Annotated in this window: 18 protein-coding genes and 1 pseudogene; 15 read left to right on the top strand and 4 right to left on the bottom strand. The window is 74.7% G+C overall.

The annotated features are described in order from the left end of the window. Positions 1-297: 297 nt before the first annotated feature. The 6 genes from CITRIK5_RS04880 (at position 298) to holA (ending at position 9,923) form a co-directional block, all read left to right on the top strand. On the top strand, positions 298-1,623 hold the full coding sequence (locus CITRIK5_RS04880; RefSeq protein WP_036313747.1) for a membrane protein: 1,326 nt from the start codon (positions 298-300) through the stop codon (positions 1,621-1,623). Positions 1,624-1,780: 157 nt separating this feature from the next. Further along, positions 1,781-4,288 (top strand): leucine--tRNA ligase, encoded by a 2,508-nt coding sequence (gene leuS / locus CITRIK5_RS04875; RefSeq protein WP_036313750.1) that lies wholly within the window; start codon positions 1,781-1,783, stop codon positions 4,286-4,288. A gap of 46 nt (positions 4,289-4,334) precedes the next feature. Beyond that, positions 4,335-5,309, top strand: coding sequence for a DegV family protein (locus CITRIK5_RS04870; protein ID WP_036313753.1), 975 nt, complete (start codon positions 4,335-4,337; stop codon positions 5,307-5,309). A 129-nt stretch (positions 5,310-5,438) separates the two neighbouring features. Beyond that, complete coding sequence (locus CITRIK5_RS04865) at positions 5,439-6,296, top strand: ComEA family DNA-binding protein (RefSeq protein WP_036313756.1); 858 nt, start codon at positions 5,439-5,441, stop codon at positions 6,294-6,296. Beyond that, on the top strand, positions 6,293-8,893 hold the full coding sequence (locus CITRIK5_RS04860) for a ComEC/Rec2 family competence protein (protein WP_223247540.1): 2,601 nt from the start codon (positions 6,293-6,295) through the stop codon (positions 8,891-8,893). Before CITRIK5_RS04865 ends, CITRIK5_RS04860 begins: the two co-directional genes overlap by 4 nt. Before the next feature lie 10 nt (positions 8,894-8,903). Beyond that, positions 8,904-9,923: a DNA polymerase III subunit delta gene (gene holA, locus CITRIK5_RS04855; RefSeq protein ID WP_036317182.1), complete on the top strand. Its 1,020-nt coding sequence runs from the start codon at positions 8,904-8,906 to the stop codon at positions 9,921-9,923. Between the two features lie 101 nt (positions 9,924-10,024). On the opposite strand, the gene rpsT is transcribed toward holA, so the two are convergent. Continuing rightward, positions 10,025-10,291 (bottom strand): 30S ribosomal protein S20, encoded by a 267-nt coding sequence (rpsT, locus tag CITRIK5_RS04850; protein ID WP_002854699.1) that lies wholly within the window; start codon positions 10,289-10,291, stop codon positions 10,025-10,027. A gap of 195 nt (positions 10,292-10,486) precedes the next feature. After that, positions 10,487-11,149 carry a type II toxin-antitoxin system PemK/MazF family toxin gene (locus CITRIK5_RS04845; protein WP_036317185.1) on the bottom strand — a complete coding sequence of 221 codons (663 nt, stop codon included), beginning with the start codon at positions 11,147-11,149 and terminating at the stop codon, positions 10,487-10,489. 111 nt (positions 11,150-11,260) lie between these two features. On the opposite strand from CITRIK5_RS04845, the gene lepA reads away from it, so the two are divergent. Together lepA and hemW are read left to right on the top strand one after the other, a co-directional pair. After that, the gene (lepA, locus tag CITRIK5_RS04840) at positions 11,261-13,120 is read left to right on the top strand and encodes a translation elongation factor 4 (protein ID WP_036317188.1); all 1,860 of its coding nucleotides are present in this window, start codon (positions 11,261-11,263) and stop codon (positions 13,118-13,120) included. Further along, positions 13,121-14,401 (top strand): radical SAM family heme chaperone HemW, encoded by a 1,281-nt coding sequence (hemW, locus tag CITRIK5_RS04835; RefSeq protein ID WP_159833171.1) that lies wholly within the window; start codon positions 13,121-13,123, stop codon positions 14,399-14,401. It begins immediately after the preceding gene. A gap of 15 nt (positions 14,402-14,416) precedes the next feature. On the opposite strand, the gene CITRIK5_RS04830 is transcribed toward hemW, so the two are convergent. Together CITRIK5_RS04830 and CITRIK5_RS04825 are read right to left on the bottom strand one after the other, a co-directional pair. After that, positions 14,417-14,836 carry a DUF4870 domain-containing protein gene (locus tag CITRIK5_RS04830; protein ID WP_002854682.1) on the bottom strand — a complete coding sequence of 140 codons (420 nt, stop codon included), beginning with the start codon at positions 14,834-14,836 and terminating at the stop codon, positions 14,417-14,419. 94 nt (positions 14,837-14,930) lie between these two features. Further along, complete coding sequence (locus tag CITRIK5_RS04825; protein WP_010078617.1) at positions 14,931-15,791, bottom strand: DUF3097 family protein; 861 nt, start codon at positions 15,789-15,791, stop codon at positions 14,931-14,933. Positions 15,792-15,961: 170 nt separating this feature from the next. Between CITRIK5_RS04825 and hrcA the strand changes: the two genes are divergently transcribed. The 7 genes and pseudogenes from hrcA (at position 15,962) to era (ending at position 22,857) form a co-directional block, all read left to right on the top strand. Further along, complete coding sequence (hrcA, locus tag CITRIK5_RS04820; protein WP_036317200.1) at positions 15,962-16,975, top strand: heat-inducible transcriptional repressor HrcA; 1,014 nt, start codon at positions 15,962-15,964, stop codon at positions 16,973-16,975. Between the two features lie 75 nt (positions 16,976-17,050). Further along, entirely contained in the window at positions 17,051-18,184 is a 1,134-nt protein-coding gene (gene dnaJ, locus CITRIK5_RS04815) for a molecular chaperone DnaJ (protein WP_036317203.1), read from the top strand. Then, positions 18,181-18,942 carry a 16S rRNA (uracil(1498)-N(3))-methyltransferase gene (locus CITRIK5_RS04810; RefSeq protein ID WP_041103735.1) on the top strand — a complete coding sequence of 254 codons (762 nt, stop codon included), beginning with the start codon at positions 18,181-18,183 and terminating at the stop codon, positions 18,940-18,942. The genes dnaJ and CITRIK5_RS04810 overlap by 4 nt, the downstream gene beginning before the upstream one ends. Positions 18,943-18,982: 40 nt before the next feature. After that, a pseudogene (locus CITRIK5_RS04805) lies at positions 18,983-20,048 on the top strand (PhoH family protein). Further along, a complete protein-coding gene (gene ybeY, locus CITRIK5_RS04800) occupies positions 20,038-20,511 on the top strand; it encodes an rRNA maturation RNase YbeY (protein ID WP_010078622.1) in 474 nt (157 codons plus the stop codon). The pseudogene CITRIK5_RS04805 and the gene ybeY overlap by 11 nt, the downstream one beginning before the upstream one ends. A gap of 11 nt (positions 20,512-20,522) precedes the next feature. Continuing rightward, entirely contained in the window at positions 20,523-21,848 is a 1,326-nt protein-coding gene (locus CITRIK5_RS04795) for a hemolysin family protein (protein WP_044659798.1), read from the top strand. Between the two features lie 43 nt (positions 21,849-21,891). Continuing rightward, positions 21,892-22,857 (top strand): GTPase Era, encoded by a 966-nt coding sequence (gene era, locus CITRIK5_RS04790; RefSeq protein ID WP_041103742.1) that lies wholly within the window; start codon positions 21,892-21,894, stop codon positions 22,855-22,857. The last annotated feature ends 138 nt before the right edge of the window (positions 22,858-22,995 follow it).

Genomic DNA, 22,995 nt, shown 5'->3' with positions numbered 1-22,995 from the left:
GGCACGTCCCCACCCTAGCCAGGCCGGCCTGGAACCTCACCGACGTCACCCACGCCTCCCGCACGCTGCAGATGGACCTGGGCGCGGGGACGGGGTCCGCCGAGGTGCTCGGCCTGATCACGGCCGCGGGCGTACCGGCGGGAGGGCGGCCCTGGGGTGGGCCTGAGGCCACGCTGCCCGGAACCCGGCGACGTCTGGTCCTGGCCACGATGGCGCACGCGTGCCTACCGTACTCCAGCCCGTCCTCGGTCCCGGGGCCCGGACGGGCGCACCCCGTCTCCCACGAAAGGCCCATGCGTGCAGCACCCCGTCGCCCTCAGATCCCTGAAGATCGCCCTCGCCTTCGTCGGTCTGCTCGTCGGCGCCGGCTTCGCCACCGGCGCCGAAGTCATCCAGTACTTCGTCGGCTTCGGCTGGATCGGCATCGTGGGCGCGGGACTGGCCGGCCTGCTCGTCACCGCCGGCGGCGCCGTCATCCTCCAGCTGGGCAGCGTGTTCTTGGCGGCCGACCACAAGGTCGTCTTCCGCAGCGTCTCGCACCCGGTGATGGCCCGCATCCTGGACGTGGTGGTGACGGTGACGCTCTTCGCGATCGGCGTCGTCATGCTCGCCGGGGCGGGCTCGACGCTCGCCCAGCAGTTCGGCTGGCCGACGTGGGCGGGCTCCACCCTGATGACCCTGCTCGTGCTCGTGACGGGCATGCTGGACGTGGAGAAGGTCTCCGCGATCATCTCCCTGATCACGCCCCTGGTGGTCGTCGCGGTCGTGGCCGGGTTCGTCCACGTCCTGGTCACCCGCGACGGCGGCTTCACCGCCCACGAGTCCCTCGCCGTCCAGGCCACCACGCCGGTGGACCCGTGGTGGCTGTCCTCGGTCAACTACTTCGGCCTCGTCGTCGTGATGGCCGTGTCCATGTGCCTCGTGATCGGCGGGTCCATCACCCACCCCCGTGAGGCGTTCCTCGGCGGCCTCACCGGCGGCCTGATGTACACCGTCCTGCTCCTGATGGCCTCCACGCTGCTCTACCTCGGCTACGCCGAGATCGGCCGCGCCGACGTCCCCATGCTGCGGCTGTTCGCCTCGATCGCGCCCTGGCTGGGCTGGGCAATGGTCGTGGTGATCTACCTGATGATCTACAACACCGCGATCGGCATGTTCTACGCGCTGGGACGCCGCCTCACGGCCGACCATCCGGGCCGCTACCGCCCCGTGTTCGCCGGCGTCACGCTGCTGGCCTTCGCGGTGAGCTTCGTCGGCTTCGGCGACCTGATGAACGTCGTCTACCCGGCGCTGGGCCACCTGGGGATCGTGCTCGCGCTCGTGCTCCTCGTCTGGTGGCTCACCCACCGCCGGCAGATCTCCGCCGAGTCGGGGCTGCGTCTGCGCCTGCTCGCGCTGCTCCGCCTGCGTGAGCATCCGGAGAAGACCTTCACGGCCCAGCACGCCGTGCAGCTGCAGGAGGCGGTCGGGGACTCCGTGGCGGCCCCAGGCGCGGTGACGGAGGCCCTCGAGGACGAGGTCGCCCAGGTGCTGGAGGAGGACGACGCGGTCACCCCCGACGAGGTGCATCCCGGTCCCGACGCCGGGCCCGAGCGTCCGGCAGGCGGCAGCCACTCCGCCTGAACGCGCCTGCCCGGCCGGGCACGGCGTCTCGGAGCGGCCCTGTGGCCGAGCCGGGGCGCCGTCGCCGTAGGATGGGGTGGCCGGCCGTGCCGCCGGCCCCGTCCGCGCCGCCCGAGGGCCGGCGCCCCATCCCGACTGCGTGAGGACTCGAACCGCCGTGAGCCAGACCCCCGACAGCGCCGTGCCGGCCACCCCCAGCATCCCCGCCGACGCGGAGTACTCGTTCCGTGACGTGGAGGCCCGCTGGGCCGGGTACTGGGAGCAGGCCGGGACGTTCGCCCCGCGCGAGGACGGCTCCGAGACCCGCACCGTGGTCGACATGTTCCCGTACCCGTCGGGCGACCTGCACATGGGGCACGCCGAGGCGTTCGCGATGGGCGACGTCGTCGCGCGCCACTGGATGCAGCGCGGCTTCGACGTGCTGCATCCCATCGGCTGGGACTCCTTCGGCCTGCCGGCCGAGAACGCCGCCATCAAGCGCGACGCCCACCCGGCCGAGTGGACCTACGCGAACATCGAGACGCAGAAGCGCTCCTTCCAGCGGTACGGCATCGCCGTGGACTGGTCCCGTGAGCTGCACACCTCGGACCCCGAGTACTACCGGTGGACCCAGTGGCTGTTCCAGCAGCTGTACCGCAGGGGCCTGGCGTACCGGAAGGACTCCCCGGTCAACTGGTGCCCCCAGGACCAGACGGTGCTCGCCAACGAGCAGGTCGTGGACGGCCGCTGCGAGCGCTGCGGCACCGAGGTCACCAAGCGGACCCTGAACCAGTGGTACTTCCGCATCACCGAGTACGCGGACGCGCTGCTGGACGACATGGACCAGCTCACCGGCCACTGGCCCGAGCGCGTGCTCGCCATGCAGCGCAACTGGATCGGCCGCTCCGAGGGCGCCCACGTCGACTTCCAGGTCGAGGACGGCCCCGTCGTCACGGTCTTCACCACCCGGCCGGACACGCTGCACGGCGCGACCTTCATGGTGGTCGCCGCCGACGCCCCGCTGGCCGCCGAGCTCGCCGGCGACGACGTGCGGGCCGAACTCGAGGCGTACCGCGAGGACCTGAAGAAGGTCTCGGACATCGACCGCCAGGCCACGGACCGTCCCAAGAGCGGCGTGTTCCTGGGCCGCCACGCGGTGAACCCGCTGACCGGTGAGCGTCTGCCGATCTGGGCCTCGGACTACGTGCTGGCCGACTACGGCACGGGCGCCATCATGGCCGTGCCGGCCCACGACCAGCGCGACCTCGACTTCGCCCGCGCCATGGGCCTGCCCGTGCGCACCGTGCTGGACACCGGCGAGGAGGACCCGGCGGTCTCCGGCGTCGCGACGACCGGCGAGGGCATCCTGGTGAACTCCGGGGAGCTCGACGGCCTGGACAAGACCGCCGCCATCGCGCGGGCCATCGAGATCGTGCAGGAGCGCGGCACCGGCCGGGGCACCACCACGTACCGCCTGCGCGACTGGCTGCTCTCCCGTCAGCGCTTCTGGGGCACCCCGATCCCCGTGGTCCACTGCCCGGACTGCGGCGAGGTGCTCGTGCCGGAGGACCAGCTGCCGGTCACCCTGCCGACCGACCTCAAGGGCGAGCAGCTCGCCCCCAAGGGCCAGTCGCCCCTGGCCGCGGCGACGTCGTGGGTCGAGGTGGACTGCCCGCAGTGCGGCGGCCCCGCGCGACGGGACACCGACACCATGGACACGTTCGTGGACTCGTCCTGGTACATGCTCCGCTACGCGTCCCCGAACGACGACGCCCGCGTTTTCGACCCCGACGCCCTGCGCCGCTGGCTGCCCGTGGACCAGTACGTGGGCGGCGTGGAGCACGCGATCCTGCACCTGCTGTACGCCCGCTTCTTCACCAAGGCCCTGCACGACCTCGGCCTGGTGCCCTTCACCGAGCCGTTCCGCGCCCTGCTCAACCAGGGCCAGGTGCTCAACGGCGGCAAGGCCATGTCCAAGTCGCTGGGCAACGGCGTGGACCTGGGCGACCAGCTGGACGAGTTCGGCGTCGACGCCGTGCGCCTGACCATGGTGTTCGCCTCGCCGCCCGAGGACGACGTGGACTGGGCCGACGTCGCCCCGGGCGCCGCCGGCAAGTTCCTGGCCCGCGCGTGGCGCCTGGCCCGCGACGTCCGCGCGACGGGCGCCCCGGCCGGCACGGACCCGGCGGGCGGGGCCGTGACCCTGCGCCGGGTGACCCACCGGACCGTGCACGAGGCCCAGCAGCTGCTGGACGACGGCAAGTTCAACGTGGTCGTCGCCAAGACGATGGAGCTGGTCAACGCGGCCCGCAAGGAGATCGACGCCGGCGCCGGCGCGGCCGACCCCGCCGTCCGCGAGGCCGCCGAGGCCGTGGCCGTGCTGCTCTCGCTCGTGGCGCCGTACACGGCCGAGGACATGTGGGTGCTGCTCGGCCACGAGCCCTCCGTGGTCCGCGCCGGCTGGCCCGCGGTGGACGAGGCGCTGCTGGTCGAGGACACCGTCACGGCGGTCGTCCAGGTCAAGGGCAAGGTCCGCGACACCCTCGAGGTGCCCGCGGACATCACCGCCGAGGATCTCGAGGCGCGCGCCCGCGCGTCGCAGAAGGTGCGGAACTTCATCGGGGACGCCGAGATCGTCAAGGTGATCGTGCGCGAGCCCAAGCTCGTGAACCTGGTGATCCGCTGACCGCGTGAGACCGTCCCCGACCGGGCCGGGGGAGAGGAGGCAGGCCGTGGCGAGCATCGAGCAGTGGCGCGACGATGCGCTCGTCCGCCTGCGCTCCCGCCGCTCCCAGCTGGCCGGGCGGGCACGCTACGGGCTGCGCCCGCCCCGCCGGGACCGCACGGCCGTCGTCACGGACTCGGCCGCGGCCCTGCCCGGCGCCGTCCTCGGACACGGTCTGGCCGCGGGGATCCGCCAGGTGGCGCTGCCCGTCATGGTGGGCGAGCAGATCCACACGGAGGGCACGGACGAGCTCGCGCTGGAGCTGCCGCTGGCCCTGGCCGCCGGCACCCCGGTGCGCACCTCACGGCCCTCGCCGGGCGCGTTCCGGACGGCCTACGCCGAGCTGGCCCGCGCCGGCTACGCACGCATCCTCTCCGTCCACCTGTCCGGCGAGCTCTCCGGCACCGTGGAGGCCGCGCGCCTGGCCGCCGCGGAGGCCGAGCGCCCGGTGACCGTGGTGGACTCGCGCACCGTGGGCTTCGCGCTGGGCATGGCCGTGGTGGACGCCGCCGTGGACGCGGGGGTGGGCATGCCCGTGGCCCGCATCCGCGAGCGGCTCGAGGCCACCGTGGACTCCAGCCACGTGCTGTTCACGGTGCCCAGCCTCGAGCAGCTGCGCCGGGGCGGGCGGATCAGCGGGCTGGCCTCGCTGCTGGGCACGCTGCTGCAGGTGCGCCCCGTCATGGCCGTCGACGACGGCGCGATCGGCCTGGTCGACCGCCCGCGGTCCGCGGCCCGGGCCGTCGACCGGCTCGTGGAGCTCGCGACCGAGCGGGCCGGCGAGGACCCGGTGCGGATCGCCGTGCACGAGTACGGCGACCCCGAGACGGCCGTGCAGCTCGCGGAGCGGCTCCAGCCGGTCTCCACCACCCCCGTGCCCGTCGTCGAGCTGCCCGCCGTGCTCGCCGCGCACCTGGGCCTGGGCGCCCTGGGTGTGGTGATCTGCCCGCTGGAATCGCCCACGGGGGGCTCGGGGGACTGAGGCCGCCCGTGCGGGAGCGCCGAGGAGACGGGCGCGTCCGTTCCTGCACACCACCCTGGACCGCGGAGGTCATCCCCAGGTCGGGTGCGGGACGCGCCCGACTCGGCGACGGGGCCGCAGACTGCCCGCATGAGCCCCAGCCACCGCCTCTGCGACGATCCGCCCGCCTTCGCCCCGGACCCCGCGCCCGCGGCCGCCCCCGACGTCGACACAGCCGGCCCGCACGCCGCGTCCCGGTGGGAGCGCACCCCACCTCGGGGCCCGGTGCTGCGGTGGCGGCCGGCCCTGCTGGCCGTCACCGTGCTGCTCGTCGCCGCCACGGCCTGGTGGGCGGTGGCCTGGTTGACCACCCCGGCGCCGCCCGCGGCCATCCCGGCGGCCGCGGCCGGTGCAGGCATCCCGCAGACCGACGCGCCCTCCACCGCCCCGTCGGCGGCGGGCACCGACGCGCGGACGTCCGAGGCGGGGCCGTCGGGGGAGGCGTCCGGCCCCGCCGGGTCCGGCCCGCTGCGGGTGCACGTGGTGGGCGAGGTCGCCCGGCCGGGTGTGGTCAGCCTCGCGCCGGGCTCCCGGGTGGCCGACGCCGTGGGCGCCGCCGGCGGCCCGACCCGGCACGCCCGGGCGGAGCGCATCAACCTCGCGGCCCCGTTGGACGACGGCCAACAGGTCCTCGTCCCCTCCGCCCGCACACCGCAGGACGCCCTGGACCGGGTGGCCGGGGCCGCGCAGGCGCAGCCCACGCCGACCACGGGCAGGGCCGGTGGCGGAGGCGAGCCGGGCGGCGCCGAGTCCGGCGACACCGTGGACCTGAACACCGCCGACGCCACGGAGCTGCAGACCCTGCCCGGCGTCGGCCCCGCCACGGCGGAGAAGATCATCGCCCACCGCGAGACGGTCGGCCCGTTCACCGGCCTGCAGGACCTGGACGCGGTGCCCGGCATCGGCCCGGCCACGCTCGACCGGCTGCGTGACCACGTCTCGTGGTGAGCCCGGCCCCGGGCCCGCCCAGCGATCCCGTGGACCGCCGCGCCCGCCACCGCGAGGTGCCCGGCCCGCTCGAGGCCCGGTGGGTGCCCGCCCTGCTCGTCTGCCTGACCCTCGGGATCCTCGGCGTCGCCTGGGACGCCCCGGCCCGCTCGGCGGCGGCCCTCACCGGGCTGGCCGTCGCCGCGACCACTGTCCTGGGCGCCGCCCGCTCGACCGGTCGGATACGGGGCGTGGCCACCGCGACGACGCTGGCCGGCGTGGCCGCGGCCCTGATGCTGCAGCACTCGGCCGGGCCCGCCGCCGCGGCCAGCGCCAGCGGCTGGACCGGCGCGGTGCACGCCGGCTCACCGCTGCGGCTCGAGCTGACCCTGGACGGGCCCGCCACCCGGAGCGAGGCGACCTTCGGCCCACGCTGGAGCGTGCCCGTGCGGGTCGAGACGTTCGGTCATCCGCCGCGGGCCCCCGAGGCGGCCGTGACGGCCCGACTCACGGGCGGGGGCGCACCGCCCGCGACGATCGCCGCGCCGTTGGACGGGACGGCGGCCCCCGGCGGCGGGCCGGGATCGCGGGTGTGCGTGGTGGCCCGGCCGTCGAGGTCCGGCTCCACCGTGTTCCTGGCCGCCGCGGCCGCCCCGCAGCCGGGACCCTGCCCCGGCGGGGCGGAGCCGGCAGGCGGGGCCACCGACGGCGGCCCGGGCCCGCCGCGGCGGGAGGCGCTGCGCGCCGCGTTCCGTCAGTCCGCGGAGGGCACGGTCGGCACGGCGCCGGAGCTCATCCCGGGGCTGGTGCTGGGCGACCGCTCCGCCCAGGGGGCCGCCCTCGACGACGCCATGAAGGCCTCGGGCCTGTCGCACCTGTCTGCCGTGTCCGGGGCCAACGTGGCCATGATCCTCGGCGCGGTCGCGATCACCCTGCGCAGCGCGCGGGTGCACCGGGCGGTGGTCCTCAGCGCCGGGCTGGCGGTCCTCGGGGTGTTCGTGGTCGTCGTGGGGCCGGAGCCGTCGGTCCTCCGGGCGGCCGTGATGGGCGCTCTCGGCGCCCTCGCGGTGTTCTTCGGCCGCGCGCGGCAGGCGTTCGGACTCCTGACGGTGGGCGGCACGGCCCTGCTCGTCGCGGTGCCGGCCCTCGCCGTGGAACCGGCCTTCCACCTCTCCCTGGCGGCGACCGCGGGCATCGTCCTGGGCGGCGCGCCCCTCGACCGTGCGCTGCACGCCGGGCTCGGCCGGGTGCTGCCCGACGTCGTGGCGCGGTGGCTCTCGGCGTCGCTCGCGGTGACCGTGGCCGCCCACCTGGCCTGCCAGCCGATCATCCTGGCCATGACCGGTGAGGTGTCGGCCTACGCGGTGCCGGCCAATCTGCTGGCCGCCCCGGCCGTGCCGCCCGTGACCGTCCTGGGCACCCTCGCCGCGGCCCTCGCCCTGCCCGCGCCGGGGATCGCCGCCGCCCTCGTCGCCGTGATCCAGTGGCCCGCGGCCTGGATCGGGTGGGTCGCCCACACCAGCGCCTCCCTGCCCGGGGCGCTGCGTCCGTGGCCGGCCGGAGCCCTCGGCGCCGGGCTGGGCGTCCTGCTGGTGGCCGCGACGCTCCTCGGATTCGCCGCCGTGCTCCTGCTCGAACGACGCCGGGCCGCCCCGGTGCGGCGTGTCGGCCGCAGCGCGCCGCGGACCCGCGAGCGCCTCCCCGCCCTGGTCGTGCTCGCCGCCGCGCTGGCCGCGGCCACCACGGGTGCGGTCGGGGCGGTCCTCGTGCCGCGGGCCTCGGGCGCGGCCCCGCCGGACTGGGCGGTGGCGTTCTGCGACGTCGGCCAGGGAGACATGGCCGTGTTCCGGTCCGGCCCGCGCGCGGGGGTCGTCGTCGATGTCGGGCCCGAGCCTGGGCTCGCTCGTCGCTGCCTCGACGACCTCGACGTCGACCGGGTGGACGCCGTGCTGCTCACCCACCTGCACGCCGACCACACCGGGGGACTGCCCGGCGTGGTCGACCGCGCCTCCCGCGGGGCGGTGCACTACGCGACCCGGGACGCGCCGGCGCAGGGCAGGGGAGGGCGCGGCGGCGAGGCGGACGGCGTCGACCGGCCCGCCGACGCGGCACGGCTCCGCACCGGCGCGACGGGCACGGCCGGGCCGGTGCGGTGGCACGTGCTGCTCGCCGACGCGCGGGCCCCCGAGGAGAACGACGCCTCCGCCCAGGTGCTGGTCACCGTCGAGAGCGAGGCCGGTCCGGTCACGACGCTGATCACCGGCGACATGGAGGAGGACGCCTCCGCGGCATGGGTCGCGGGGCACCGGTCCGATGCCGCCGCTCCGCCGCGCGTGGACGTGCTCAAGGTCGCCCACCACGGGGCCCGCAACGGTGGGACGGCCGTGCCGCGCGCGGTCGGCGCCCGCCTGCACATGGTCTCCGTGGGCGCCGACAACCCGTACGGACACCCCCACCGGGCCACGGTGGACGCGCTCGGCCGCCTCGGGCCGGTGGCCCGCACCGACCTGCACGGCACGCTGGCCCTCACGGCCGCGGACGGCCCCGACCCCGACGGCGCGCCCGAGATCACGGCTCACACCGTCCGCCCGCCCTCGAGCGTCCGCACCGGACCCTAGGATGGGACGCATGTCCGCCGCCCGCAGCCCCCGTTCCGGCCGAGCCGGCCGCACCGACCCGCTGGCCTGGCGGCGAGCCGAGCCCGCCCCGCTCATGCTCCTCAAGGGACCCGAGGACCATGCCGCCCGCTGGGTGACGGACCGCGTGACCCAGGCTCTGCGCGAGCGCCACGGCCAGCTGGAGATCCACCGGCTCCGCGCGGGGGAGTACCAGCCCGGCCAGCTGGCCACCGCGGCCAGCCCGTCCCTCTTCGCCGAGCCCACCCTCATCACGGTCGAGGGCCTCGAGGCCATGAACGACGCGTTCCTCGAGGACGCCCTGCGCCTCGTCCAGCAGGGCCCCGGCGCGGACGACGTCACGCTCGTGCTGCGCCACACCGGCGGCAACCGCGGCAAGAAGCTGCTGGACGCCGTCGCCCAGGCCGGCACGGTGGTCGAGTGCGTGCCGCTGAAGAAGGACGAGGAGCGGCTGGCCTTCGTGCAGGCCGAGTTCCGCGACCGGCGTCGGCGCATCGACGAGGAGGCGGCCCGCGCGCTCATCCGCGCCACCGGCGCCTCGCTCACGGAGCTCGCGGCCGCGTGCGCCCAGCTCGTCGACGACACCGAGGGCGTCGTCACCGTCGAGACCGTGGACACCTACTACAGCGGCCGCGTGGAGGCCACGAGCTTCGCGGTGGCCGATGCGGCGCTCGAGGGGCAGGCGGCGAGGGCCGTGTCCCTCGTGCGGCACGCGATGGCCACCGGCGTCCACCCGGTGATGATCACCGCGGCGCTCGCGCTCAAGGCGCGGCAGGTGGCGCGGATGATCGACGCCCGCCGGCCCGCCGCCGAGCTGCCGTCCCTGCTCGGGGTGGCCCCGTTCCAGGTGCGCTACATCCAGCAGGCGGCGCGGCACTGGACGGCGGCCGGCATCGCGCAGGCCGTGGAGTGGATCGCCCAGGCCGACGCCGAGGCCAAGGGCGCCTCCCGCAACCCGGAGTTCGCCGTCGAGCGCGCGGTCATCCGCGTGGCCACCGCCGTCAGCCGCTGACGGCGCCGCCGGACGGCACCCCACGGGGGCAGCCCGGACACGAAACGGCCCCCGCACCGATCGCTCGGGGCGGGGGCCGCGGTCACAGCCGGGGGCGTGGATTAGCCGAGGAGGGCCTTCACGCGGGCGGCGATGCCGGACTTGCGGTTCGCGGCCTGGTTCTTGTGGATGACGCCCTTCGAGGCGGCCTTGTCCAGCTTGCGGGAGGCGGTGCGCAGGGCGGCGGCGGCGGCCTCGGCCTCGCCGGCGGCGACGGCCTTGTCCACGGCGCGGATGGCGGTCTTCAGCTCGGACTTCACCGCGACGTTGCGCTGGCGCGCCTTCTCGTTGGTGAGGATGCGCTTCTTCTGGGACTTGATGTTAGCCAAATCGGGTCCTTCGTCGTCGGCGGCGCGGACGAGGGTCCGGGCGCCGCATGAACAGGGGGTCGTGGAGGGTGCCCGGATCCGTGGACTGAGCGGCGTGGGGAACACCGATGATGACCCGTTCCGGGGGTGCCCGTCGACCGGCGGACACAATGCGGACGATCCTACCACCCAGACCCCGCGATCCGCGCGGCCGACTCAGCGCACCCGCCTCCGGGCGCGGGCCAGCGCGGCCGTGACCCGGTCGAAGGCCGCCCGGTCCAGGACGCCGCCCTCCCGGCGCACCGCGGCCGGATCCACGCGGACCACCCGGTCCAGCTTCACCTCCGAGGCGCGGCCGGACCGGTCCCAGGCGCCTGCGCCCACGTCCACGTAGTCCTCGTCGCGGGTCAGCGCGTTGTTCCGGTCCCGGCTGGTCAGCATGAGCCCGAGCAGGAGCGCCCCGTCCCGGCCGATCAGGAGCACGGGGCGGTCCTTGCCCCGGCCGTCCATCTCCTCGTACGGCACCCAGGTCCACACGACCTCGCCCGGCCCGGCCGTCGGCCCGGGCGCGGGCGCGTATTCGACGCGGACGGTCCCGGTGAAGTCCGGCAGGGACACGTGGCGGTCGGTGTCCTGTCGCCGGGGCCGGCGCTCCTGCCCGGGCCCGGGCATCGGCCACGAGTCGGTGGGCTCCGTGGGGTCCCACGCGGGCCCGGGAGGCCCGGGCGGGCCCGGGAAGGGCGACGGGCCGCTCCGTTCGCCGGCCCGTCGACCGGCCTCAGAGGCGGCTCGACGCGGCCGGGCGTCGTCGCGGAGGGCGCCGATCAGGCGTGCCGTCCGGCGGCCGAGGGACAGGGCGCGATGCAGGTCGAAGGCCATGGGCGTGAATCTAGTGGACGCGCGGGCCCGGCGTCCGGGTCGGGTCGGCGGCGGGACATGAGAGACTAGGCGGTCAGAGTCCCGTCCCCGTCACCCGTAGAGGAAGTGCCCGTGTCGCCCCTGGCGTCGAACCCCCCGGTGCCCGCTGCCACCGACCCCTCGGTGATCCGCAACTTCTGCATCATCGCCCACATCGACCACGGCAAGTCCACGCTGGCGGACCGCATGCTGCAGGCCACCGGCGTCGTGCAGCCTCGCGACATGAAGGCCCAGTACCTGGACCGCATGGACATCGAGCGTGAGCGCGGCATCACCATCAAGTCCCAGGCCGTGCGCATGCCCTGGTCCGTGGACGGGGTGGACTACGCCCTGAACATGATCGACACCCCCGGGCACGTGGACTTCACCTATGAGGTCTCCCGCTCGCTGGCCGCATGCGAGGGCGCGATCCTGCTGGTGGACGCCGCCCAGGGCATCGAGGCCCAGACCCTGGCGAACCTCTACCTCGCCATGGAGCACGAGCTGGAGATCATCCCCGTGCTCAACAAGATCGACCTGCCCGCCGCGGATCCGGACCGCTACGCGGCCGAGCTGGCCTCCCTGATCGGCTGCGAGCCCGAGGACGTGCTGCGCGTCTCCGGCAAGACGGGCGTCGGCGTCGAGGACCTGCTGGACCGCGTGGTCCGCGCCATCCCCGGCCCGGAGGGGGACGCGGACGCCCCGGCCCGCGCGATGATCTTCGACTCCGTGTACGACACCTACCGGGGCGTCGTCACGTACGTGCGCGTCGTGGACGGCCGGCTCTCCCCGCGGGAGAAGGTCCGCATGATGTCCACGGGCACCACCTACGAGCTCCTCGAGATCGGCGTCTCCTCCCCGGAGCCCGTGCCCACGAACGGTCTGGCCGCGGGCGAGGTGGGCTACCTCATCACCGGCGTGAAGGACGTGCGTCAGTCCAAGGTGGGCGACACGGTCACCAACCACGCCCACCCGGCGGAGCAGTCCCTGGGTGGCTACGAGGACCCCAAGCCCATGGTGTTCTCGGGCCTGTATCCCATCGACGGCTCGGACTATCCCGTGCTGCGTGACGCCCTGGACAAGCTCAAGCTCAACGACGCCGCGCTCGTCTACGAGCCGGAGACCTCGGTCGCGCTGGGCTTCGGCTTCCGCGTCGGCTTCCTCGGTCTGCTGCATCTGGAGATCGTGCGCGAGCGCCTCGAGCGCGAGTTCGACCTCGATCTCATCTCCACCGCGCCCAACGTGGTCTACGAGGTCACCCGGGAGGACCGTGAGGTCGTCACCGTGACCAACCCCTCCGAGTTCCCCGAGGGCAAGATCCTCGAGGTGCGCGAGCCCATGGCCTCGGCCACGATCATCGTGCCGGCGGAGTTCATCGGCGCCGTCATGGAGCTGTGCCAGGCCAAGCGCGGCAATCTCAAGGGCATGGACTACCTCTCCGAGGAACGCGTGGAGATCCGCTACTGGATCCCGCTGGCCGAGATCGTGTTCGACTTCTTCGACCAGCTCAAGTCCCGCACCAAGGGGTACGCCTCGCTGGACTGGAAGGCCGACGGCGACCAGGTCGCCGACCTCGTCAAGGTGGACATCCTGCTCCAGGGCGAACAGGTGGACGCGTTCTCCTCGATCACCCACAGGGACAACGCCTACGCGTACGGCGTGATGATGACGGGCAAGCTCAAGGAGCTGATCCCGCGCCAGCAGTACGAGGTGCCGATCCAGGCCGCCATCGGCTCGCGCATCATCGCCCGCGAGAACATCCGCGCGATCCGCAAGGACGTGCTCTCCAAGTGCTACGGCGGCGACATCTCCCGCAAGCGCAAGCTGCTCGAGAAGCAGAAGGAGGGCAAGAAGCGCATGAAGATGGTCGGCCGGGTGGAGGTCCCGCAGGAGGCCTTCATCGCCGCCCTGTCCTCGGACGGCGCCGGCGCCGACCAGGCGGCGAAGAAGTAAGTGCCCGCCCTGCCCCTCGGCGAGCCCGTCCCCGACGACGGCCGGCTGCCGGCCGACGTCGGGCAGCGGGTGCGCGCGGCCGCCCGCGACGGCGCGGCGCGCACCTTCAGCCTGTACGTCCACGTGCCGTTCTGCACGGTGCGCTGCGGCTACTGCGACTTCAACACGTACACGGCCGTCGACCTCGGCCCCGGCGCGGGTCGCGGCGACTACTGGGAGTCGGCGGTCGCGGAGCTGGACTTCGCCGCGGACGTGCTCGCGTCCTCGGACGTGCCCGCCCGCCCGCTGCACACGGTGTTCTTCGGCGGCGGCACGCCCACGCTCCTGCCGGCCGCGGACCTCGTGCGCATCCTCCAGGCGGCGGTGGACCGGTTCGGGATCGCGCCCGGCGCGGAGGTGACCACCGAGGCCAACCCGGACACGATCACCCCGGAGTACGCCCGCCAGCTCGCGGCCGGCGGCTTCACCCGTCTCTCCCTGGGCATGCAGTCCGCGATGCCGCACGTGCTCGCCACGCTCGAGCGCACCCATCGGCCCGAGTCCGTCCCCGCCGCCGTCGCCGCGGCCCGCGAGGCCGGCCTGGAGGTGTCCCTGGACCTGATCTACGGGACCGCGGGGGAGTCCCTCGCCGACTGGCGGACCACGCTCGAGGCCGCCGTCGCCCTGGGCCCGGACCACGTGAGCGCGTACTCGCTGATCGTGGAGGAGGGCACCAAGCTCGGGGCCCAGGTGGCCCGCGGCGAGGTGGCGGACGTGGACCCCGACGACCAGGCGGACAAGTACCTGCTCGCCGACGAGCTGCTCAGCGCCGCCGGCTACCGCTGGTACGAGGTGTCCAACTGGGCGCGCGACCCGCAGGGCTCCGGCGTCCACCGTGCGCGGCACAACGTGGCGTACTGGGAGGACCAGGACTGGTGGGGGATCGGCCCGGGTGCGCACTCGCACCTCGCCGGGGTCCGGTTCTGGAACGCCAAGCACCCCGCCGCCTACGCGCAGCGGCTGGCCACAGGGGTCACCCCCGCCGTCGGCCGCGAGCGGCCCGACGCCGACGCGCGGCGCCTCGAGCGCATCATGCTCGCGGTGCGCACGGTGGGCGGGCTTCCGACCGCGGAGCTCGTCTCGGAGACGCCGGGGGAGGCCGCGCGGATCCGTGGGGCGATCGCCGAACTCATCGCCGCGGGCCTGCTGGACGGGCGCGCCGCCGTCGACGGGCGCATCGTCCCCACGCTCGAGGGGCGGCTGCGCAACGACGCGATCGTCCGGGCGCTGGCCGGCTTCTGACCGGCCGGCCCCGGGTCAGCGCAGGATGCGCAGGTTGAACGGGTACCGGAACGGACGGCCCTTGGACACGTGCGAGGCGCCCATCACGCCGTAGACCGCCATGGCGGCCCACGTGAGCGCGCCGAGGATCGCGAAGATCGGGCCGACCACCGGCAGCAGGGACAGGAAGAAGAACAGGAGCGTGATGAGCGTGGGCGGCCCGGAGAAGTTCAGGGCCTCGCGCGACTCCTGCGAGGTGAACGGGCCGCGGTCGCGGTAGAGCAGCCACACGACCAGCGGGCCGAGCACGCCGAACGCCAGACTGAGGTGGGCCAGCGCCGCGCGGTCACGGTCCTGCTTCGCCGTGAGCGGGGCGCCGCGGCCGCCGGCCGAGACGAGCCAGGCGGGCGGGCCGTGGCCGGTGCGGCCGGCGTCGGGCTGCGCGCGGGTGTTCACGAGGGGCTCCTCCTGGATCGCGGGACCCGCGCGCCGGGGACCGGGCGCAGGGCATGGGCCAGCATAGCGCGGGCGGGCGGGGGCCGCGCCGAGATCAGTGCTCGGGTGCGGCGGTGAGGAAGTCGATGAGCTCCTCCACGCGGCCCAGCAGGGACGGCTCGAGGTCCGCGTACGTGGTGACGTGGGAGAGCAGCCGCTTCCACCCCAGCCCCGTGGCCTCCTTGCTCCCGTGCGGCCAGCCCAGTCCCCGCAGGATCCCCGTCTTCCAGTCCTGCCCCTTCGGCACGACGGGCCACGCGGGGATGCCGAGGACGGAGGGCTTGATGACCTGCCAGACGTCCACGTAGGGGTGACCGAGGATGAGCACGTTGCCCGCGGCCCCCGGCACGCGCATGGCCTCGGCCGCGAGGCGCTCCTCCTTGGACCCGGTGACGAGATGGTCCACGAGGATCCCGAGCCGGCGCCGCGGACCGGGGGCGAACGCACGGATCGCCCCGGCGAGGTCGTCCACGCCGTGCAGGGGCTCCACGACGATGCCCTCGAGGCGCAGGTCCTCGCCCCACACCTTCTCCACCAGCTCGGCGTCGTGCACGCCCTCCACCCAGATGCGAGAGGCGCGGGCGGTGCGGGCCCGCGCCCCCTCGACCCGTCGCGAGCCGGAGGCGGTGCGGGCCGGCGCCGCCGGGGCCGCGGCGGTCGGGGGGACCAGGGTCACGGGCTCGCCGTCGATCCAGAAGCCGCCGCCGAGGGGGAAGCCGCGGCGCACGCCGCGGCGGTCCTCCAGGACCACCACGTGCACGCCGCCGGAGCGCTCGATGCCGATCACGGCCCCGGTGAACCCGGAGGCCACGTCCTCGACCACCGTGCCGGGGGTGGCGGGCACATCGGGGACGGTCCGGGCGGGGCGGCGCGTCAGGTCGTCGTGGCCCGCGGGGCCCCAGCTGCTCCAGTCCATGGGAGAGCACGGTAGCAACGGGGGCGGGCGATCACCGTGAGCGAAGCCGTGCGGGCCGGTCGGGTCGTCCCCCGGGTCGGACGGTAGCATTGGCACTTGACCCGCCGGAGTGCCAGCCAGGGGCACCTCCGGGGTCGCCCCGGATCCCGACGGACCAGAGGAGGACCGAGATGTCGGAGCAGCCCCGCCGCCTGCAGGTGCTCCAGGCGATCGTGGAGGACTACGTGGCGCTGCGCGAGCCCGTGGGCTCCAAGGCGCTCGTGGAACGGCACGCCCTGGGCGTGTCCTCCGCGACCGTGCGCAACGACATGGCTGCGCTCGAGGAGGAGGGCCTCATCGTGGCCCCGCACACCTCCGCCGGGCGCGTCCCCACGGACAAGGGCTACCGCGTGTTCGTCGACCGCCTCTCCGAGGTGAAGCCGCTGTCCCCGGCCGAGCGCCGGGCCGTGCGGACCCTGCTGGACCCGGAGACGGACACCGAGCACATGATGGAGTCCACGGTGCGCCTCCTGGCCCAGCTGACCCAGCAGGTCGCCGTCGCGCAGTTCCCCCACGAGGACGGCTCCACGATCCGCCACCTCGAACTGGTCTCCCTCGCGCCCACGCGCGTGCTCGTGGTCCTCATCCTGTCCACGGGGCGGGTGGACCAGCGGCACGCCGTGCTGGACCGTCCGGTCGACGAGGCGGAGCTGTCCGTGCTCCGCGGCCTCCTGCTGGACGCCCTGCTGGGGCTCGGTCCGGTGCAGGCGGCCACCGTGGTGGACGACGTCGTCACCCGGGTCCGCCCGGAGCACCGGCAGTCCGCCGCCCTCGTGGCCGCGGCCGTCCACGACCTGCTCGAGGCCGGCCGGCAGGACCGCATCGTGCTGGCCGGCACCGCCAACCTGGCCCGCTCCCCGGGGGACTTCGGCGCGTCCATCGGGCCGATCCTGGAGGCGCTCGAGGAGCAGGTGGTGCTGCTGCGCCTGCTCACGGAGATGGAGCAGGACGCCCACGGGGTGTCCGTGCGGATCGGGTCCGAGAACGCCGGATCGCTCGCGGACACCTCGGTGGTCGCGGCCGCCTACGGCCCCGGCGCCGTGGCGAAGGTCGGCGTCATCGGTCCGACCCGGATGGACTACCCGGGCACCATGGCCGCCGTCCGGGCGATCGCCCGCTATCTCTCCCGCATCCTGACCACCTGACGCGCCTCCACGCGTCCTGGCGGGCCCCGTCCCGCATCGCCCCACGTCCCGCTCTCCCCGAGAGGAATCCCCACCGTGACCGACCACTACGAGACGCTCGGCGTCAGCCGTGACGCCAGCACCGAGGAGATCCGCCGCGCCTACCGCAAGCTCGCGCGCACCCACCACCCGGACGTCAACCCCGACCCGGAGGCGGCCGAGCAGTTCAAGCGCATCTCCCACGCCTACGAGGTGCTCTCGGACGAGGGCCGGCGCCGGGCCTACGACACGACGGGCAACGAGAACGGCCAGGCCGGCTTCCCGGGCGGCTTCGGCGGGGCGGGCGGCTTCGGGGGCTTCGCCGACATCTTCGAGACCTTCATGAACGCCGCCGGCCAGGGCGGCCGCGGCGGCCCCGCCAGCCGCGCCCGCCGCGGCCAGGACGCCCTGGTGACCGCGCGGATCGACCTGCGCGACGCCGTCTTCGGCGGCGAGCAGACGATCGAGCTGGACACGGCCGTGCGCTGCGATCGGTGCGAGGGCTCGTGCTGCGAGCCCGGCACCCAGCCGGAGACCTGCCAGACCTGCCATGGCCACGGCATGATCCAGCGCCCCGTGCGGTCGCTGCTGGGCACCGTCATGGCCACCGAGGCCTGCCCCGCCTGCCAGGGGTTCGGCACCGTCATCCCGACGCCCTGCCACGAGTGCGACGGGCAGGGCCGCGTCCGCACCCGGACGCCGCTGACCCTGCGCATCCCCGCGGGCGTGGACGACGGCACCCGCATCCACCTCGCCGGCCGCGGCGAGGCCGGCCCGGGCGGCGGCCCGAACGGCGACCTCTACGTGGAGATCGCGGTCCGCCCGGACGAGACCTTCCGCCGCGAGGGCGACCACCTGGCCACCACCGTGACCGTCCCCATGGCCGCCGCGGCCCTGGGCACCACCGTCACGCTGGACACCCTGGACGGCAAGCAGTCCCTCAGCCTGGACCCGGGCGTGCAGTCCGGCCACGTCGAGGTCCTCCACGGCCTGGGCGTCGGTCGCCTGCGCGGGCAGGGCCGTGGCGACCTCAAGGTGGACGTGGTGGTCACCACGCCCACCGACCTGGACGACGAGCAGCGCCAGCTCCTGGAGCGCCTGGCCGAGGTGCGCGGCGAGGAGGTCGTGCACGGCGCACCCCAGGCCAAGGGCATGTTCGCCCGGCTGCGGGAGAACCTGAGGAACCTGTGACCGCCCCCCTGTTCCACCTCGAGCCGGGCGCCCTGGCCGGCGCGAGCGCGGGCGCGGAGGTCGTCTTCGACGGCGCCGAGGCCCGGCACGCCGCCGCGGCCATGCGCCTGGCCCCCGGGGAGGCCGTGCTCCTGGCCGACGGGTCGGGCACGCTCGGCCACGGCACCGTGCTCGCGGCCGCCCCGGACGCGGTGTCCGTGCGGCTGGACGCGGTGGCGGAGGAGCCGGCGCCCACCCCGGCGCTCGTGCTCGTCCAGGCCCTCGCCAAGGGCGACCGGGACCTCATGGCGGTCCAGGCCGCCGTCGAGCTCGGCGTGGACGCCGTGGTGCCCTGGGAGGCGGAGCGCTCGATCGTCCGCTGGAAGGGCCCCAAGGCCGCCAAGGCCCGCCAGAAGTGGGCGGACACGGCCCGCGCGGCCGCCAAGCAGGCGCGTCGCGCCCGGGTGCCCGCGGTCCGGGACCACGTCTCCGGGACGGCGGTCGCCGGGCTGGCCTGGGACGACGACGGCGGCCGGCTCGTCCTCGTACTGCACGAGGACGCGGAGCACGGGGTGTCCGCGGTGCCGGCGGAGCGACTCTCCGCGGCCGTCGAGATCGCCGTCGTCGTGGGCCCCGAGGGCGGGATCGGCCCGGCCGAGCTCGAGGCCTGCGTGGCCGCGGGGGCCGTGCCGGTGCGGCTCGGCCCGCACGTGCTGCGCGCCTCCACGGCCGGCCCCGCCGCCCTCGCCGTGCTCCAGCACCGGCTCGGCCGCTGGTGAGCCCCGGCAGGACGGCGCGCCGACGCCTAGACTGGTCGGGATGTCCCGCCCCCGCGACCCCGAGGTGATCCGCCCCATCGTGACCCACGACCCCGACCCCGCCCGCCACCGCGCACGAGGGGGTGGCGTTCGAGTCCGCCGACCTCATGGTCCGCACGCTCGGACCGCAGGACGCCCTGCTGCGGATCCTCGGCGGCGTGTTCCCCACCGTGGACGTCACGGTCCGCGACCAGCGGCTGGACCTGGCCGGGCCGGTGGCCGAGGTGGCCACGGTGCGGCGCGTCGTCGAGGACCTGCGCTCGATCGCCCGCCGCGACCAGGCCGTCACCCCCGAGGTGATGGGCCAGGTGGTCCACCACGTCCGCGACGCCGCCACCGGGCGCGGCGCGGGTCAGCTGCACCTGGACTCGATCCTCTCGGGCCGGGGCCGCCGCATCCGCGCGAAGACCCTGCACCAGCAGGACTACGTGGAGGCGATCGACCGCTCCACCGTCGTCTTCGGCATCGGCCCGGCCGGCACCGGCAAGACCTACCTGGCGATGGCCAAGGCGGTGCAGGCGCTGCAGGCCAAGGAGGTCAACCGGATCATCCTCACCCGCCCGGCCGTCGAGGCCGGCGAACGGCTCGGCTTCCTGCCCGGCGGGCTCTCCGAGAAGATCGACCCGTACCTGCGCCCCCTGTACGACGCGCTGCACGACATGATCGAGCCCGAGTCGATCCCGCGGCTGATGGAGGCCGGGACCATCGAGGTCGCCCCGCTGGCGTACATGCGCGGCCGCACCCTGAACGACGCGTTCGTGATCCTCGACGAGGCCCAGAACACCACCGGCGAGCAGATGAAGATGTTCCTGACCCGCCTCGGCTTCGGTGCGCGCATGGTCGTCACGGGCGACACCTCGCAGGTGGACCTGCCGCGCGGCACCCAGTCCGGCCTGGCCCAAGCCGTCGAGGTGCTCGAGGGGATCGAGGGCCTGGAGATGGTCCGCTTCGACTCCTCGGACGTGGTCCGGCACTCGCTGGTGAGCGCCATCGTGGACGCCTACGACGCCGCCCGCGGCCCCGCGGAGCGGTCCCAGAAGCGAGGAGGGGCCCGCCGTGGCCGTTGAGATCCTGAACGAGTCGGGGATCGAGGTCCCCGAGGACGCGCTGCTGCGCATGGCCCGGCACGTGTACGCGCGCCTGCACGTCCACGAGCGCGCCGAGACGGCCGTGACCGTCGTGGACGCCGCACGCATGGCCGAGCTGCACGAGGAGTGGATGGACCTGCCCGGGCCCACCGACGTGATGAGCCTGCCCATGGACGAGCTGACCCCCGGCTCGCCCGAGGCGCCGGCCGAGGGCGTGCTGGGCGACGTCGTGCTCTGCCCCGAGGTCGCCGCCGAGCAGGCGGCGCGCGGCGGGCACTCCCGTGACGATGAGCTGCTCCTGCTGCTCACCCACGGCATGCTCCACCTGCTCGGGTACGACCACGTCGAGGACGCCGAGCGCGAGGAGATGTTCACGCTCCAGGATCGGCTCGTCTCCGAGGTCCTCGGCCGGCCCGCCCCGGCCCCCACCGTCGAGGATTGACGGCACCGCCCATGCTGACACCCGCCGTCCTCTTCGCCCTCTTCCTGGTCTTCCTCGGCCTGACCTGGACGCTGTCCCTGGCCGAGTCCGCGTTCTCCTACCTCTCCCGGCGGGACGCGGAGGACATCGTCCGCGAGCGGCCCGGCTCCAAGGTCCTGGAGATCGCCCGCGAGCGGGAGAGCCACCTCGGGGCCCTGCGGGTCTGGCGCTTCGTCGCCGAGGCCCTGTCGGCCGTCTGCCTGACCGCGGCCGCCGACGCGGTGGTGGACGACACGTGGCTCGCCGTGGCGATCGCCGCGGTCGTGCTCGTGGGCGTGGCCGCCCTGCTGGGCGTCTGGAGCCCGCGGCCGATCGGCTCCCGCAACGAGGCCGCCGTCGCCCGCCGCCTCGGCGGGCTCGTGTGGGTGCTCCGCCGGGCCCTGGGCCCGCTCGCCGCCCGCCTGGACCGGGACCGGCGCCGTCGCGAGGTCGAGCCGGAGGACGAGGACGACTTCCAGGAGCGCCACCTGCGCGAGTTCGTCGCCCGCGCCCACGACGCGGACGTGCTCGCCGACTCCGAGGCGGAGCTGATCCAGTCGGTGTTCTCCATGAACGACACCATCGTCCGCTCCGTCATGGTGCCGCGCACCGACGTCGTCACGATCGACGCCGACCACACGCTCGGCCAGGCCATGGCCCTGTTCCTGCGCTCCGGTAACTCCCGCATCCCGGTGATCGGCGAGGACGCCGACGACATCCGGGGCATGCTGCACCTCAAGGACGTCACCCGCGCCCTGCACCACGACGGCGCTGCGACCGACACCCCCGTCACCGAGGTCATGCGCGACGTCCGCTTCGTCCCCGAGTCGAAGTCCGTGGCCACCCTCCTGCAGGAGCTGCAGCGCGAGTCCACCCACGTGGCCGTGGTGGTGGACGAGTACGGCGGCACGGCGGGGCTCGTGACGCTCGAGGACCTCATCGAGGAGATCGTCGGCGAGATCTACGACGAGGACGACCACCCGGACCGCCCCGAGGTGGAGTTCGTCGCGCCCGGCGTCTACTCCGTCGACGCGCGCATGGGCATCCACGACTTCCGGGAGGAGTTCGAGCTGCCGGAGGAGGACGAGGACGACGACGTCGACACGGTCGGCGGCCTCCTGGCCAAGGAGCTCGGCCGCGTCCCGATCCAGGGCTCGCGCGTCGTGGTCCAGGGGATCGAGCTCGTCGCGGACACCCTCGAGCCCCGCCGCAACCGGGTCGCGCGCCTGCGCGTCTCCGAGACCCCCGACCGCCCGGTGCGGCTGCGCCGGCGCGAGGAGCAGGCCCACGGCGCCACGCCCGCCGACCCCGTGGCCTGAGCCGGCCGCCCCACCCCACGCCCCGCCTGACAAGGATGACCCCATGACCGATCTCGTCGATCCGGCCCGCGCCGCGGACGGCTTCCGTTCCGGCTTCGTCTCGCTCGTGGGCCGGCCGAACGCCGGCAAGTCCACGCTCACCAACGCGCTGGTGGGGGAGAAGGTGGCGATCACCTCCTCCAAGCCGCAGACCACGCGCCACACCATCCGCGGGATCGTCCACCGCGAGGACTTCCAGCTCGTGCTCGTGGACACCCCGGGCCTGCACCGGCCCCGCACCCTGCTCGGCGAGCGCCTCAACGACCTCGTGGCGGAGACGCTCAACGAGGTCGACGCCGTGGGCATGTGCCTGCCGGCCGACGAGGCGATCGGTCCCGGCGACCGGTTCATCGCCCAGCAGCTCTCCTACCTGCACCGCACCCCGGTGGTCGCCGTGGTGACGAAGACGGACAAGGTGGGCCCGGAGCAGCTCATGGCGCAGCTCGTGGCCGTGACCGCGCTGGGCGACGAGGTCCTCGGGCCGGAGAACGGCGGGGAGGGCTTCGCGGCCGTCGTGCCGGTCTCGGCGGTGGCCGGCCGCCAGGTCGACGACGTCCTGGGCGTCTTCGCGGGCCTGCTGCCGGCCGGGCCGCCCCTGTACCCCGACGGCGAGCTCACGGACGAGCCGGAGGCGGTCATGGTCGCCGAGCTCATCCGGGAGGCGGCCCTGGAGGGCGTGCGCGACGAGCTGCCGCACTCGGTGGCCGTGATGGTCGAGGAGATGTCCCTGCGCGAGGACCGCCCCGCGGATCGGCCCCTCATGGACGTGTGGGCGAACGTCTTCGTCGAACGGGACAGCCAGAAGGGCATCATCATCGGCAAGGGCGGCTCCCGGCTGCGTGAGATCGGCGCGCAGGCGCGGGCGGGCATCGAGCGCATGCTCGGCACCAAGGTGCACCTGGACCTGCGGGTCAAGGTCGCCAAGGAGTGGCAGCGCGACCCCAAACAGCTCGGCCGACTCGGCTTCTGAGCCCGAGGCCCCGGCCCGGGCGCGCACGCGCCGGAGCGGGCCGCCGTCGTCGTGCGTCACACGGGGACGGCCTCCTGTGGCCCGGCCCACCTCGGTGCTAGGGTCGGGGGCATGTCCCTCCGCCTCGCGACGACAGCG

This window comes from Micrococcus sp. 116 (assembly GCF_902506395.1).
Classification (GTDB): Bacteria; Actinomycetota; Actinomycetes; order Actinomycetales; family Micrococcaceae; genus Micrococcus; species Micrococcus luteus.
This window is presented reverse-complemented; position numbering and strand designations above follow the sequence as displayed.

Excerpts from the sequence above, each read along its gene's own strand:
- CITRIK5_RS04865 (WP_036313756.1), top strand. The coding sequence starts at position 5,439 with ATGAGCCCCAGCCACCGCCTCTGCGACGATCCGCCCGCCTTCGCCCCG.
- holA (WP_036317182.1), top strand. The coding sequence starts at position 8,904 with ATGTCCGCCGCCCGCAGCCCCCGTTCCGGCCGAGCCGGCCGCACCGAC.
- CITRIK5_RS04845 (WP_036317185.1), bottom strand. The coding sequence starts at position 11,149 with ATGGCCTTCGACCTGCATCGCGCCCTGTCCCTCGGCCGCCGGACGGCA.
- CITRIK5_RS04825 (WP_010078617.1), bottom strand. The coding sequence starts at position 15,791 with ATGGACTGGAGCAGCTGGGGCCCCGCGGGCCACGACGACCTGACGCGC.
- hrcA (WP_036317200.1), top strand. The coding sequence starts at position 15,962 with ATGTCGGAGCAGCCCCGCCGCCTGCAGGTGCTCCAGGCGATCGTGGAG.
- CITRIK5_RS04795 (WP_044659798.1), top strand. The coding sequence starts at position 20,523 with ATGCTGACACCCGCCGTCCTCTTCGCCCTCTTCCTGGTCTTCCTCGGC.
- era (WP_041103742.1), top strand. The coding sequence starts at position 21,892 with ATGACCGATCTCGTCGATCCGGCCCGCGCCGCGGACGGCTTCCGTTCC.